This window comes from Alteraquisediminimonas sediminicola, from assembly GCF_019740335.1.
Classification (GTDB): Bacteria; Pseudomonadota; Alphaproteobacteria; order Sphingomonadales; family Sphingomonadaceae; genus Alteraquisediminimonas; species Alteraquisediminimonas sediminicola.
Genome location: NZ_JAHXZS010000001.1, coordinates 85,469 through 98,794 on the forward strand (window position 1 = coordinate 85,469; position 13,326 = coordinate 98,794).

The following is a 13,326-nucleotide window of genomic DNA, read 5'->3' on the forward strand; positions in this document are numbered from 1 at the left end:
CAAATATGAGCCAGATCGTCAAGAATATTCTCGCTGCCTATGAATCGGACAATGCCGGGACCAAGGCCAATCTTTATCGCATCCTGATGCAGGGCCGTTTGGGCGGCACCGGCAAGCTGATCATCCTGCCGGTCGATCAGGGCTTCGAACATGGCCCGGCACGCAGCTTTGCGATCAACGAACCGGCCTATGACCCGCATTATCACTATCAGCTCGCGATTGATGCGGGCCTGTCGGCTTATGCCGCGCCTTTGGGCATGCTCGAAGCGGGCGCAGATACTTTTGCGGGCCAGATCCCGACGATCCTCAAGGTCAACAGCTCGAACAGCTGGGCCACCGGCGTCAATCAGGCCGTGACCGGTTCGGTCGACGATGCGTTGCGCCTTGGTTGCGCGGCCATCGGCTTCACCATCTATCCGGGTGCGGACGATGTGTTCGACATGATGGAAGAATTCCGCGAACTGGCTGCCGAAGCCAAGTCGGTCGGCCTCGCTACCGTGTTGTGGTCCTATCCGCGTGGTGGCGATCTGTCGAAGGCGGGTGAACTCGCACTCGACGTCGGCGCTTATGCCGCACATATGGCCGCATTGCTGGGCGCGCACATCATCAAGGTGAAGCTGCCGAGCGACCATATCGAGCAGAAGGACGCGCAAAAGGCCTATGAAGGTCTCGATACCTCGACTCAGGCCAAGCGCGTCTCGCACGTCGTGAAGTCCTGCTTCAACGGTCGTCGTCTGGTCGTCTTCTCGGGCGGTGCCGCCAAGGGTGCGGACGCTGTCTATCAGGACGCACGCGACATTCGCGATGGCGGCGGCAATGGCTCGATCATCGGTCGCAACACCTTCCAGCGTCCGCGCGGCGACGCGCTGGCGATGCTCGACAAGCTGGTCAACATCTACACCGGCAAGGAATAAAATTTCTCTTCACATTTGTGAAGCAAAATTGAAGAGGGGTGGGGCTTTTGTCCTGCCCCTTTTTGTTGCATCTTCCCCGCGATTCCACTGGGAGAGTGCAACATGACGACGGCGATTGAAAATATTCCATTGAAGACGATTGCGGGCGCAGATAGCTCGCTTGGCGATTATGCCGGCAAGGTCCGGCTGGTGGTCAATGTGGCCTCCAAATGCGGCCTGACCTCGCAATATGAGGGGTTGGAAGCGCTGTATCGCGACTATCAGGACAAAGGCTTGGTCGTGTTGGGTTTCCCGGCCAATGATTTCGGCGCGCAGGAACCGGGCAGCAATGACGAGATTGCAGATTTTTGCCGCACCAATTTCTCCATCGATTTTCCGATGTTCGCGAAAATCCCGGTGACGGGCGAGGGCAAGCACCCGCTCTATGCCGCGCTGACCAGCGCACAGCCCAAGGCGACAGGCGATGGCGATGCGTTCCGTGGCATGTTGAAAGGCCATAATATCGAGCCGACGCAAGAGCCTGAAGTCTTGTGGAATTTCGAAAAATTCCTGATCGGGCGCGATGGCGCGGTGATTGGCCGCTTCGTCCCTGGCACGGCCCCGAATGATCCGGCACTGGTTGCAGCAATCGAGGGCGCGCTCTAAGCACCCAATTCATTTTCCTCCCTCTGGCTTGATCCAGCGAATATCGCTAGAGGGAGGGGCATGAATGACGATTTTGACCCCGCCGACCTTTCGCTCGACCCCGGTTTTGCCGACCGTTTTGATCGCGATCGTCGCCCGAAGTGCCAATTATACCTGATTTCGCCTGAAAAGGTGGACGGGGACTTTCCCGACCGTCTGCGCGCGGCGCTATCGGCAGGGCCGGTCGCGGCGTTCCAGTTCCGGGTCAAGGATATGGATCAGCACACCGCCACCGCACTTGCCGAGCCATTGCAGGCGATTTGCGCTGAATTCGATGTTGCCTTCATCGTCAATGACAGCATCAGCCTTGCCAAGCGCCTCGGCGCGGATGGTGTGCATCTGGGGCAGGGCGATGGCGATCCGAAAGAAGCGCGCGAGGTCTTGGGGCCGGATGCGCAGATCGGCGTAACCTGCCATGACAGCCGCCATCTTGCGATGGAAGCGGGCGAAGCGGGCGCTGATTATGTCGCGTTCGGGGCATTTTATCCGACCACGACCAAGGAAACGACTCATCAGGCCGAACCCTCCCTCCTGAGTTGGTGGACGACCCTGTTTGGTCTCCCTTGCGTTGCGATTGGCGGCATCACGCCCGATAATGCACGGCCTTTGATCGAGGCGGGCGCAGACTTTATCGCGGTAAGCGGCGCAGTCTGGAATGACCCTCAAGGCCCGGCGGCGGCGATCAGGCGCTTTACGGATGTGCTCGCATAGGCTAAGGGCCGCGCCAGCTTACGCTCTTTCCCATTTCAGACTGTCAGGTGATCCCATGAAAATCAGCGGTGTCGACATTCGTCCCGGCAACATCATTGAATATGAAAAGGGCCTGTGGCGCGCGGTGAAAATCCAGCACACGCAGCCCGGCAAGGGTGGCGCCTATATGCAGGTCGAAATGAAGAACCTGATCGATGGCCGCAAGACCAACGTCCGCTTCCGTTCGGCGGAAACGGTCGAGCGCGTGCGTCTCGACACCAAGGACTTCCAGTTCCTGTTCGCAGAAGGCGACCAGCTGACGTTCATGGACAAGGAAACCTATGAACAGGTGTCCTTGGCCCGCGATCTGCTCGGCGAAGCGGCGGCGTTCTTGCAGGACGGCATGGACGTGGTGATGGAACTTTGGGAAGAACGCCCAATCAGCGTCCAATTGCCGGATCAGATCGAAGCCACCATCGTCGAAGCCGACGCCGTGGTGAAGGGCCAGACGGCCTCTTCCAGCTATAAGCCTGCGATCCTCGACAATGGCGTGCGCATCATGGTCCCGCCGCATATCGGCGCGGGCACCCGCGTGGTCGTTGACGTGTATGAACAGACCTATGTCAAGCGCGCCGACTAAGCATTGATCGCATGGTGGCGGCCCTGATGCAGGCGCCGCCGTTATGGCGATATGTCTTGCGTTGTTGATTGGCGCGGGCAGGCGACACATATAATGGCCCGATGTGGCTGATAAGGATTACCCAATGGCTGCCCATTCCGGATTGCTCACCATCATGGACCGCGCCGCGCGCAAGGCCGGGGCGAAGCTGCGCCGCGACTTTAACGAGGTGCAGCAATTACAGGTCAGCCGCAAAGGTCCGGCTGATTTCGTGACCAAGGCCGATGAAGCCGCCGAACGCACCTTGTTCGAAGAATTGAGCAAGGCGCGCCCCGATTGGGGTTTCCTGATGGAAGAGGGTGGCGAAATCGCGGGCGACCCGAACAAGCCGCGCTTCATCGTCGATCCGCTCGATGGTACCAGCAATTTCTTGCACGGCCTGCCGCATTTCTCGATCTCGATTGCGGTCGAAGAGCCGCAGACGAACGGCAAGCGCGAAATCACCACCGGCCTTGTCTATCAGCCGCTGACCGATGAAAGCTTCTGGGCCGAAAAGGGTCGGGGCGCATGGTTGCACGATAAGCGCCTGCGCGTGTCGGCGCGGCGCGATATGTCGGAAGCGTTGATCGCGACCGGCATTCCGTTCCTTGGCCATGGCGATTTTGCCGAATGGAGCCGCATTTTTGGCGCGGTTGCGCCGGAAGTTGCTGGCATTCGCCGTTTTGGCGCGGCGTCGCTCGATCTCGCTTGGGTCGCGGCGGGGCGCTTTGACGGTTTTTGGGAGAGCAATCTCAAAGATTGGGATGTGGCCGCTGGGATGCTGCTCGTGCGCGAGGCGGGCGGATTCGTTACTGACTTCCGTGGTGGCGACAAATGCCTTGAGCGCAGTGAATTTTTGGCCGCCAATGATGCGCTGCATAGCCGGTTGCACAAATTGGTCGCGCAGAGCCTTCGGTAATTTCATCAAATCGGGTCGGCTTGGGGGGATAAATGCCCCTTGGCCGACCGTTGAAAACGGCAGCTTAGCGAGGCTTGGCGCATATGGCGCGGGCTTGCTGCCAAAAGGCGAACAAAATCATCCATTTTTGGCGCAATTGTGCCGATGATGCGCTGCAAAATAGGTGACAGCTAAAATGCATGCCTATATGCTTGCAGCCTGAGCAAGACGCTCCTAAAAGCCCGCCAATCATTATCGCAGCAATCAGGATTCTTCCCTTGGTCGATCTATCTGAATATCTGCCGATCCTGCTATTCCTCGGCGTAGCGTTGGTCTTGTCGAGCCTGTTCGTGTTTGGCCCGATGGCGCTCAATCACGTGACCGGCGCATATAAGCCGAACGCGGACAAGCTGGCGGAATATGAATGCGGTTTTCCTGCATTCGAGGATGCGCGCGCGCAGTTCGATGTCCGTTTTTACCTCGTGGCGATCCTGTTCATCATCTTCGACCTTGAGGCGGCCTTTCTTTATCCTTGGGCGGTTTCGCTGGACAAGATCGGTTGGACCGGCTGGTTCGCGATGATGGGTTTCCTGGTCGAGCTTGTGATCGGCTTTGCTTATGCATGGAAGAAGGGAGCTCTCGAATGGGAGTAGATCTGGCACCGGTTCCGGGGACAGCGCCCGATCCGTCATTCTTCAACGACATCAATGCCGAGCTGGATAACAAGGGCTTCCTTGTTACCAGCACGGAAGATTTGTTCCAATGGGCGCGCACCGGCTCTTTGTGGTGGATGACCTTCGGCCTTGCCTGCTGCGCGGTCGAGATGATCCATGTGAACATGCCGCGTTACGATCTCGAACGCTTTGGCGTGGCGCCGCGCGCCAGTCCGCGTCAGTCGGACGTGATGATCGTCGCAGGCACCCTGTGCAACAAAATGGCCCCGGCCTTGCGTCGCGTCTATGATCAGATGTCGGAACCGAAATACGTCATCTCGATGGGTAGCTGCGCCAATGGCGGCGGCTATTATCATTACAGCTATTCGGTGGTGCGTGGTTGCGACCGGATCGTGCCGGTGGATATTTATGTCCCCGGTTGCCCGCCCACGGCAGAGGCGCTGTTATATGGCGTGATGCAATTGCAGCGGAAAATCCGCCGCGTCGGCACGTTTGAGCGTTGATCATGATCCAGCATCCAGCCCCCAAATTCGCGAGCAATGAAGGCATTATCGATGCGGCCCGCGCCGCCATCGGTCCGGCCTTGATCGATGCGGTCGAAGCCCATGGCGAAATCGCCCTGCATGTCGAGCGCACCGGCCTTGTCGATGCGCTCATCGCCTTGCGCGACAAGCTCGAATATCAGCAGTTGATGGAAATCGCCGGTGTGGACTGGCCCGATCGCGATCCGCGGTTCGAGGTTGTCTATTGCCTGTTGTCGGTGACGAAGAATCATCGCCTCCGCGTCCATGTCGCTGCCAATGACGATCAGCCGGTCCCAAGTGTGACGGACATCTGGCCGGTGGCCGGTTGGCTGGAACGCGAAGTGTTCGACATGTATGGCGTATTGTTCGAAGGCAATCCGGACCTGCGTCGCATTCTTACGGATTATGGCTTTACCGGCCATCCGCAGCGCAAGGATTTCCCGCTGACGGGCTATGTCGAACTGCGCTATTCGGAAGAAGAAAAGCGCGTGAAATATGAGCCGGTTAAGCTGGCGCAGGATTTCCGTTCGTTTGATTTCATGAGTCCATGGGAAGGGGCGGATTATATCCTGCCCGGCGATGAAAAGGCCGATGCCAAGGGGGATGCTGCGAAATGAGCCAGCTGATCGCGGAAGCCTCGCCCACCACGGGTGATGAGGTCATCCAGAACTACACTATCAATTTCGGTCCGCAGCATCCTGCGGCGCATGGCGTGTTGCGCCTTGTGCTCGAACTGGACGGCGAAATCGTTGAACGCGCCGATCCGCATGTCGGTCTGCTGCATCGCGGTACCGAAAAGCTGATTGAATATAAGACCTATTTGCAGGCCTTGCCCTATTTCGACCGGCTCGATTATTGCTCGCCCTTGGGGATGGAGCATAGCTATGTGCTGGCGATTGAAAAGCTGCTGAACATCGAAGTGCCGCTGCGGGGCCAATATCTGCGCGTGTTGTTCGCGGAACTGACCCGCATCTGCAACCACATGCTGAACCTCGGTTCGCATGTGATGGATGTGGGCGCGATGACGCCGAACCTGTGGCTGTTCGAAATTCGTGAGGATTGCCTCAATTTCTTCGAACGCGCCTCGGGCGCGCGCATGCATTCGGCGTGGTTCCGTCCGGGCGGCGTGCATCAGGATGTCCCGGCGAAACTGCTGGCCGATCTTGATGAGTGGCTCGATACCCGTTTGCCGGAATTGTTCGAAGATGCGATCAGCCTTGTCGCCGACAACCGCATTTTCAAGCAACGCAATGTCGATATTGCGACCGTGAGCAAGGAAGACGCGCTGAAATGGGGCTTTTCCGGCCCGATGATCCGTGGTTCCGGCATTCCTTGGGATATTCGTCGTTCGCAGCCTTATGATGTTTATGACCGGATGGAATTCGATATTCCGGTCGGCACCCGTGGCGATTGCTATGATCGTTTCATGGTCCGCGTTGAAGAGGTGCGCCAATCGGCTCGTATCATGAAGCAGTGCCTGCGCGAGATGCCGGAAGGTCCGGTGTCATCGAATGACCGCAAGGTCGTGCCGCCCAAGCGCGGCGAGATGAAACAGTCGATGGAAGCCCTGATCCATCACTTCAAGCTCTACACCGAAGGTTTCCACGTGCCGGAAGGCAGCGTCTATGTCGCGACGGAAAGCCCGAAGGGGGAGTTTGGCGTGTATCTGGTCTCGGATGGGTCCAACAAGCCCTATCGTTGCAAGATCAGGCCGACGGCTTTCAGCCATCTTCAGGCGATGGATTTCATGGCCAAGGGCCATATGTTGGCCGATATAACCGCCATTTTGGGCGGGATGGATATCGTGTTCGGGGAGTGTGACCGCTAATGGCCGATGCACCGCAGCTTCCGGCTGAAGCCGAAGTCCGCGCTCGTTGGGGCAATTTTGCCTGGACGAAGGAAAATGCCAAACAGGCGGCGACGATCATCGCGCGCTATCCGGAAGGTCGCCAGCAATCGGCGACCATGCCGTTGCTCGATCTCGCCCAGCGTCAGGTCGGCGCGGAAACCAACACGCAGGGCTGGTTGCCGGTCCCGGTGATGGAATATATCGCCGATCAACTCGGCCTGGCCTATATGCGGGTCTATGAGGTCGCGACCTTCTACACCATGTATAATTTGGCACCGGTTGGTCGTTTCCATGTGCAGGTCTGTGGCACGACGCCGTGCATGTTGCGCGGTTCGGACGATGTGTTGGCGGCCTGCAAGAACCGGGGCCTGTCCAAGGGGCATACCACGCCGGACGGCCTGTTCACGCTTACCGAGGTCGAATGTCTGGGCGCGTGCACCAATGCGCCGATGGTCCAGATCAACGACGATAATTTCGAAGACCTGACCTATGACACCATGTCGGCGCTGCTGGAGGCCTTGGCCGAGGGCAAGCCGGTGAAAATCGGTCCGCAGATCGACCGTCAGACGAGCTGCCCGGAAGGCGGCCCGACGGCGCTTCAGGCGATGGCGACCGAAAACCACGATTATCGGGGGGAATGGAAGTGAGCACCTCACCTCTTTCCGACAAGGACCGTATCTTCACCAACCTCTATGGCTTTCAGCCGTGGAATCTCGATGCGGCGCGCAAGCGTGGCGATTGGGACAACACCAAGAAATTGCTGGAGGCGGGGCCGGACGCGATCATTGATACGATCAAGAATTCCGGCCTGCGTGGTCGTGGCGGCGCGGGCTTCCCGACGGGGATGAAGTGGAGCTTCATGCCCAAGGAGCCAAAGCCGGGCCGTCCGAATTTCCTCGTGATCAATGCCGATGAATCCGAACCGGGTTCGTGCAAGGACCGCGAAATCATCCGTCACGATCCGCACAAGCTGATCGAGGGCGCGTTGGTTGCCGGTTTCGCGATGCGCGCGCGCGCTGCCTATATCTATATTCGCGGCGAGTTCATCTATGAGGCGAAGGTACTCTTCGCCGCAGTGGAAGAGGCGTATGCCGCCGGTCTGCTTGGCAAGAATGCCGCGGGTTCGGGCTATGATTTCGATGTGTTCGTGCATCGCGGCGCGGGTGCTTATATCTGCGGCGAAGAAACCGCGATGCTGGAAAGCCTTGAGGGCAAAAAGGGCCAGCCTCGCCTCAAGCCGCCATTTCCGGCGGGGGCAGGGCTTTATGGCTGCCCGACCACGGTCAACAATGTTGAATCCATCGCGGTGGGGCCGACAATCCTGCGTCGCGGGGCCGATTGGTTCAAGAGCTTTGGCCGTGAAAACAATGTCGGGACGAAATTGTTCCAGATTTCCGGCCATGTGAACACGCCCTGCGTCGTCGAGGAATCGATGGGCATTTCGTTCAAGGAATTGATCGAAAAGCATGCAGGCGGCATTCGCGGCGGTTGGGATAATCTGTTGGCGGTCATTCCGGGCGGTTCTTCCGTGCCGATGGTGCCTGCCGCGCAGATCATGGACGCGCCGATGGATTTTGACGGGCTGAAGGCGTTGGGCTCCGGCCTTGGCACCGCTGCCGTCATCGTGATGGACAAATCGACCGACATCGTGCGCGCGATCAGCCGGTTGAGCTATTTCTACAAGCATGAAAGCTGTGGCCAATGCACGCCGTGCCGCGAAGGCACCGGCTGGATGTGGCGCATGATGGAACGGTTGCGGACCGGCGATGCGGAGATTTCCGAAATCGACATGCTGCAACAGGTCACCAAACAGGTTGAAGGCCATACTATCTGCGCGCTGGGCGATGCAGCGGCATGGCCAATCCAGGGGCTGATCCGCCATTTCCGCCCGGAAATCGAGCGTCGGATCAATGAAGCCCATGGCGCAGCACATCAGGAGGCAGCGGAGTAACCATGCCTAAAGTCACCGTAGACGGTATCGAGATCGAGGTTCCGGCAGGTTCGACCGTGCTTCAGGCATGCGAAGCTGCGGGCAAGGAAATCCCGCGTTTCTGCTATCATGAACGACTGAGCATTGCCGGCAATTGCCGCATGTGCCTCGTCGAAGTCGCACCGGGGCCGCCCAAGCCGCAGGCATCCTGCGCCTTGCCCGCGATGGAGGGTCAGACGATCCGCACGGATTCGCCGATGGTGAAGGCCGCGCGCGAAGGGGTGATGGAGTTTCTCCTCATCAACCACCCGCTCGATTGCCCGATTTGCGATCAGGGCGGCGAATGCGATTTGCAGGATCAGTCCGTGGCCTATGGCCGGGGCAGCAGCCGCTATGACGAGAACAAGCGGGCGGTGACCGAGAAATATATGGGTCCGATCGTGAAAACGGTGATGACCCGCTGCATCCAATGCACCCGCTGCGTCCGCTTTGCGGAAGAAGTCGCCGGTGTCGAGGAAATCGGCGCGATCTATCGCGGCGAGAATATGCAGATCACCTCCTATCTCGAACGCGCGGTGACGAGCGAATTATCGGGCAATGTCGTCGATCTGTGCCCGGTCGGCGCGTTGACGTCCAAGCCTTATGCGTTTGAGGCGCGGCCTTGGGAATTGACCAAGACGCCCGGCATCGATGTGATGGACGCGATGGGGACCAATGTCCGCTTTGACTCGCGTGGTCGTCAGTTGCTGCGGATCGTGCCGCGGATCAACGAGGATGTGAACGAGGAATGGGCGCATGATAAAACGCGCCATGCCGTGGATGGCCTGACCGCGCGGCGGCTCGATCGTCCCTTTGTCCGCAAGAATGGCAAGCTCGAAGCCGCTAGCTGGGAAGACGCCTTCAAGGCAGTTGCCGCAGCGGCGAAAAAGGCGGGCGGTTCGGTCACGGCAGTGGCGGGCGATATGGTCGATTGCGAAACCATGTTTGCGGCGCGTGAATTGGTGACGGCGCTTGGCGGGTCGATGCTGGAAGGTCGTCAGACCGGTCTGGCCTATGACACCTCGTCGCTGTCGGCGGTCAATTTCAACACCGGCATCGCCAATATCGAAAAGGCGGATGTGATCCTGCTGGTCGGCAGCGATCTGCGGCGTGAAGCGCCGTTGGTCAATGCGCGGGTGTTGAAGGCCATTCGCAAGCGCGGGGCCAAGGTTTTCGCCATCGGGCCGGAAACGGATTTGACCTATAAGGTTGAAAATCTGGGCGCATCGCTCAAGACGCTTACGAAATTGCCCAAGGCCGTGGCCGATGCCTTCAAAAATGCGGCGCGTCCGGCGATCATCGTTGGCGGCGGCGCATTGCGGTATGAAGGCGCGCATGGCGCGGCTTTGGCGCTGGCGGAAAAATACAAGCTTGTCCGTGAATTGGAAGATGGCAGCACGTGGAACGGCTTTAACGTCCTCCACTTCGCCGCGAGCCGCATGGGCGGGCTGATGCTCGGCTATGCGTTTGCGGGCGGTATCCGCGCGCTGGCGGTGGAAAAGCCGAAGCTTGGTTTCTTCCTTGGAGCGGATGAGGTCAATTACGACCTCTTTGCCGATACGTTCAAGGTCTATGTCGGCCATCATGGCGATGCGGGTGCGCATGCGGCGGATGTGATCCTGCCGGCGGCGGCCTATACCGAAAAGGCCGGGACTTATGTGAACCTTGAAGGTCGGGTCCAGCGCGGCGAACGCGCGGTGTTCCCGCCGGGCGATGCGCGTGAGGATTGGGCGATTTTCCGGGCATTGTCGGATGTTGTCGGCAAGAAATTGCCGTTCGACAATCTTGAACAGCTTCGCACGAAGATGGCGGCGGCGGTCCCCGCGCTTGGGGTTGAAGGTCTGGCCGATTATGGCTGGGTCGTGCCGAAGCTTGATGCCAAGCCGGAAGGTGATGTCGCCGATTATCCGATCAAAGATTTCTACCTCACCAATGCCATTTGCCGCGCATCGGCGACGATGCAGCGTTGTTCGGCTGAACTTGTTCATGGCGAGACATTTGCGGAGGCCGCCGAATGACCGCGTGGTTTCAGACCCAATTGGGTGATGGGCTGGGCTGGTTCGTTGCGAACCTGATCCTTGTCTTGGCGATTGCCTTGCCGTTGATGCTGGCGGTGGCGATGATCATTTATGGCGAACGGCGCTTTTGGGGCGCTTTTGCGCTGCGTCGCGGCCCGAACGTCGTCGGTCCCTTCGGCCTGTTGCAGAGCTTTGCCGATGGTTTGAAGGTCGCGTTGCAGGAAATCATCGTCCCATCGGCGGCGAACAAGGCCTTGTTCCTGATCGCGCCGATCCTGACGTTCACCGTGGCGCAGATCCTGTGGGCGGTGATCCCGTTTGGCGACAAGATGGTGCTGTCCGACATCAATGTCGGCCTGTTGTACATCCTCGCGGCATCCTCCATCGGCGTGTATGGCGTGATGATTGCGGGCTGGTCGTCCAACTCGAAATATCCGTTTTATTCGGCGCTGCGTGCGGCGGCACAGATGGTGTCTTATGAAGTGTCGATCGGGTTTGTCCTGCTCGGCGTGGTGATGTTTGCAGGCAGCTTCAACCTCTCCGAAATCGTGCTCGCGCAAAAGGGGCATATCTTCGGGCTGGTGAACGGCTTTGCCCTCAACCCGCTGATTTTCCCGTTGAGCGTGATCTTCATGATTTCGGCCATGGCGGAAACCGGGCGCGCGCCGTTCGATTTGACCGAGGCTGAATCCGAACTCGTCGCCGGTTATCAGACCGAATATTCGGGCATGGCCTTTGCACTCTATTGGCTGGGCGAATATGCGAACGTGCTGTTGATGTGCGCGCTCAATGCGACCCTGTTCTGGGGGGGCTGGTTGCCGCCGATCGACTGGGCGCCTTTGTATCTGGTGCCGGGCATCATCTGGCTGTTCGCCAAGATATTCCTCGGCTTTTTCATCTTCTCCTGGGTCAAGGCCACGGTCCCTCGTTACCGCTATGATCAGGTGATGCGTCTGGGGTGGAAAATCTTCCTGCCCATCTCGCTGATCTGGATCGTCCTGATTTCTGGCTATCTGATGCTGACAAGGTATTCTGCATGAGCGTCGCCCATCTCATCAAGTCGTTCACGCTCTGGGAGTTTGTGAAGGCGCACTGGCTGACCTTGAAGTATTTCTTCAAGCCCAAGGCGACGATCAACTATCCGTTCGAGAAGAACCCGATTTCACCGCGTTTCCGGGGCGAACATGCGCTGCGCCGTTATCCGAATGGCGAAGAACGGTGCATCGCGTGCAAATTGTGCGAGGCGATTTGCCCGGCACAGGCGATCACCATCGAGGCCGAACCGCGCGCCGATGGTTCACGCCGCACGACCCGGTATGACATCGACATGACCAAGTGCATTTATTGCGGTTTCTGTCAGGAAGCCTGCCCGGTCGATGCGGTGGTCGAAGGGCCGAATTTCGAGTTCGCGACGGAGAGCCGTGAAGAGTTGCTGTACGACAAAGCAAAGCTGCTCGCGAATGGGGACAAATGGGAACGCGCAATCGCGGCGAATATCGCTGCCGATGCGCCGTACCGGTAAGGGGGCCGCGACATGATACAGGCTTTTGCCTTTTACCTTTTTGCGACCATGCTGATTGCGTCTGCGGTGCTGGTCATCAGCGCCCGCAACCCGGTGCATAGCGTGTTGTGGCTGATCCTTGGCTTTTTCAATGCGGCGGGCCTGATGCTCCTGCTTGGGGCCGAGTTCATCGCGATGCTCTTGGTCATTGTCTATGTCGGCGCGGTGGCCGTGCTGTTCCTGTTCGTCGTCATGATGCTCGACATTGATTTTGCCGAATTGCGGGCGGGCTTTGTCCGTTATCTGCCATTCGGCCTGTTACTGGCGATGGTGCTGGCGGTGGAAATGATCTTTGCTGTCGGCGCATGGAAAGCAGGTTCGCTTGAAATGGCGCAGCGTTTGGTACCGATCCCAAGTGATGTGCCGAATATCGAAGCCATCGGCGATTTGCTGTACACCCGTTATCTCTATGTCTTTGAAGGTGCGGGTCTGGTGCTGCTGGTGGCGCTGATTGGCGCGATTGTGCTGACCCACCGTGCGCGTGGCGGTATCCGTCCGCAGAATATTTCCGAGCAGGTCAAGCGTCGTCCGCAAGATGCGACCCGCAATATCGATCAGCCCGTGGGGCAGGGGGTGGAGTTGTGATCGGACTGATGCACTATCTCGTCGTGGGGGCGATTTTGTTCGTGCTTGGCGTGTTGGGGATTTTCCTCAACCGCAAGAACGTCATCATCATCCTGATGTCGGTGGAATTGATCCTGCTGGCGGTCAACATCAACCTTGTCGCCTTCAGCGTCTATCTGGGCGATCTCGTCGGCCAGATTTTCGCGATGTTCGTGCTGACCGTGGCCGCTGGCGAAGCGGCAATCGGCCTTGCGATCCTTGTCATTTACTTCCGAGGCCGCGGCACGATTGCGGTTGACGATATTAACCGGATGAAGGGCTGA

General features: G+C 58.7%; 16 protein-coding genes. All 16 read left to right on the forward strand.

The features are described 5' to 3' along the window. The first annotated feature begins 5 nt into the window (after positions 1–5). Positions 6–914 carry a class I fructose-bisphosphate aldolase gene (locus K6117_RS00445; RefSeq protein ID WP_221791821.1) on the forward strand — a complete coding sequence of 303 codons (909 nt, stop codon included), beginning with the start codon at positions 6–8 and terminating at the stop codon, positions 912–914. Between the two features lie 102 nt (positions 915–1,016). Further along, positions 1,017–1,559 (forward strand): glutathione peroxidase, encoded by a 543-nt coding sequence (locus K6117_RS00450; protein ID WP_221791822.1) that lies wholly within the window; start codon positions 1,017–1,019, stop codon positions 1,557–1,559. 60 nt (positions 1,560–1,619) lie between these two features. Next, positions 1,620–2,309 carry a thiamine phosphate synthase gene (thiE, locus tag K6117_RS00455; RefSeq protein ID WP_221791823.1) on the forward strand — a complete coding sequence of 230 codons (690 nt, stop codon included), beginning with the start codon at positions 1,620–1,622 and terminating at the stop codon, positions 2,307–2,309. A gap of 55 nt (positions 2,310–2,364) precedes the next feature. After that, positions 2,365–2,928: an elongation factor P gene (efp, locus tag K6117_RS00460; protein WP_221791824.1), complete on the forward strand. Its 564-nt coding sequence runs from the start codon at positions 2,365–2,367 to the stop codon at positions 2,926–2,928. A gap of 124 nt (positions 2,929–3,052) precedes the next feature. Further along, positions 3,053–3,865, forward strand: coding sequence for an inositol monophosphatase family protein (locus tag K6117_RS00465; protein WP_221791825.1), 813 nt, complete (start codon positions 3,053–3,055; stop codon positions 3,863–3,865). Positions 3,866–4,122: 257 nt separating this feature from the next. After that, positions 4,123–4,497: an NADH-quinone oxidoreductase subunit A gene (gene ndhC / locus K6117_RS00470; protein ID WP_221791826.1), complete on the forward strand. Its 375-nt coding sequence runs from the start codon at positions 4,123–4,125 to the stop codon at positions 4,495–4,497. After that, a complete protein-coding gene (locus K6117_RS00475) occupies positions 4,488–5,021 on the forward strand; it encodes a NuoB/complex I 20 kDa subunit family protein (RefSeq protein ID WP_221791827.1) in 534 nt (177 codons plus the stop codon). Before ndhC ends, K6117_RS00475 begins: the two co-directional genes overlap by 10 nt. A 2-nt stretch (positions 5,022–5,023) precedes the next feature. Beyond that, the gene (locus tag K6117_RS00480) at positions 5,024–5,659 is read left to right on the forward strand and encodes an NADH-quinone oxidoreductase subunit C (RefSeq protein ID WP_221791828.1); all 636 of its coding nucleotides are present in this window, start codon (positions 5,024–5,026) and stop codon (positions 5,657–5,659) included. Further along, positions 5,656–6,870, forward strand: a complete 1,215-nt coding sequence (locus K6117_RS00485) for an NADH-quinone oxidoreductase subunit D (protein WP_221791829.1) — start codon at positions 5,656–5,658, stop codon at positions 6,868–6,870. The genes K6117_RS00480 and K6117_RS00485 overlap by 4 nt, the downstream gene beginning before the upstream one ends. Beyond that, positions 6,870–7,538, forward strand: coding sequence for a complex I 24 kDa subunit family protein (locus K6117_RS00490; protein WP_221791830.1), 669 nt, complete (start codon positions 6,870–6,872; stop codon positions 7,536–7,538). Before K6117_RS00485 ends, K6117_RS00490 begins: the two co-directional genes overlap by 1 nt. Then, positions 7,535–8,842, forward strand: coding sequence for an NADH-quinone oxidoreductase subunit NuoF (gene nuoF, locus K6117_RS00495; protein ID WP_425514669.1), 1,308 nt, complete (start codon positions 7,535–7,537; stop codon positions 8,840–8,842). Before K6117_RS00490 ends, nuoF begins: the two co-directional genes overlap by 4 nt. Before the next feature lie 2 nt (positions 8,843–8,844). Beyond that, positions 8,845–10,878: an NADH-quinone oxidoreductase subunit NuoG gene (gene nuoG, locus K6117_RS00500; RefSeq protein ID WP_221791832.1), complete on the forward strand. Its 2,034-nt coding sequence runs from the start codon at positions 8,845–8,847 to the stop codon at positions 10,876–10,878. Then, positions 10,875–11,918, forward strand: coding sequence for an NADH-quinone oxidoreductase subunit NuoH (nuoH, locus tag K6117_RS00505; protein WP_221791833.1), 1,044 nt, complete (start codon positions 10,875–10,877; stop codon positions 11,916–11,918). Before nuoG ends, nuoH begins: the two co-directional genes overlap by 4 nt. Continuing rightward, positions 11,915–12,400: an NADH-quinone oxidoreductase subunit NuoI gene (nuoI, locus tag K6117_RS00510; protein WP_221791834.1), complete on the forward strand. Its 486-nt coding sequence runs from the start codon at positions 11,915–11,917 to the stop codon at positions 12,398–12,400. Before nuoH ends, nuoI begins: the two co-directional genes overlap by 4 nt. Positions 12,401–12,412: 12 nt before the next feature. Then, a complete protein-coding gene (locus K6117_RS00515; RefSeq protein ID WP_221791835.1) occupies positions 12,413–13,024 on the forward strand; it encodes an NADH-quinone oxidoreductase subunit J in 612 nt (203 codons plus the stop codon). After that, the gene (gene nuoK, locus K6117_RS00520; RefSeq protein ID WP_221791836.1) at positions 13,021–13,326 is read left to right on the forward strand and encodes an NADH-quinone oxidoreductase subunit NuoK; all 306 of its coding nucleotides are present in this window, start codon (positions 13,021–13,023) and stop codon (positions 13,324–13,326) included. The genes K6117_RS00515 and nuoK overlap by 4 nt, the downstream gene beginning before the upstream one ends.

What these genes read in the sequence shown, in the direction of transcription:
- K6117_RS00445 (WP_221791821.1), top strand. Translation starts at nt 6, where the DNA reads ATGAGCCAGATCGTCAAGAATATTCTCGCTGCCTATGAATCGGACAAT.
- K6117_RS00450 (WP_221791822.1), top strand. Translation starts at nt 1,017, where the DNA reads ATGACGACGGCGATTGAAAATATTCCATTGAAGACGATTGCGGGCGCA.
- thiE (WP_221791823.1), top strand. Translation starts at nt 1,620, where the DNA reads ATGAATGACGATTTTGACCCCGCCGACCTTTCGCTCGACCCCGGTTTT.
- efp (WP_221791824.1), top strand. Translation starts at nt 2,365, where the DNA reads ATGAAAATCAGCGGTGTCGACATTCGTCCCGGCAACATCATTGAATAT.
- K6117_RS00465 (WP_221791825.1), top strand. Translation starts at nt 3,053, where the DNA reads ATGGCTGCCCATTCCGGATTGCTCACCATCATGGACCGCGCCGCGCGC.
- K6117_RS00475 (WP_221791827.1), top strand. Translation starts at nt 4,488, where the DNA reads ATGGGAGTAGATCTGGCACCGGTTCCGGGGACAGCGCCCGATCCGTCA.
- K6117_RS00480 (WP_221791828.1), top strand. Translation starts at nt 5,024, where the DNA reads ATGATCCAGCATCCAGCCCCCAAATTCGCGAGCAATGAAGGCATTATC.
- K6117_RS00485 (WP_221791829.1), top strand. Translation starts at nt 5,656, where the DNA reads ATGAGCCAGCTGATCGCGGAAGCCTCGCCCACCACGGGTGATGAGGTC.
- K6117_RS00490 (WP_221791830.1), top strand. Translation starts at nt 6,870, where the DNA reads ATGGCCGATGCACCGCAGCTTCCGGCTGAAGCCGAAGTCCGCGCTCGT.
- nuoG (WP_221791832.1), top strand. Translation starts at nt 8,845, where the DNA reads ATGCCTAAAGTCACCGTAGACGGTATCGAGATCGAGGTTCCGGCAGGT.
- nuoH (WP_221791833.1), top strand. Translation starts at nt 10,875, where the DNA reads ATGACCGCGTGGTTTCAGACCCAATTGGGTGATGGGCTGGGCTGGTTC.
- nuoI (WP_221791834.1), top strand. Translation starts at nt 11,915, where the DNA reads ATGAGCGTCGCCCATCTCATCAAGTCGTTCACGCTCTGGGAGTTTGTG.
- K6117_RS00515 (WP_221791835.1), top strand. Translation starts at nt 12,413, where the DNA reads ATGATACAGGCTTTTGCCTTTTACCTTTTTGCGACCATGCTGATTGCG.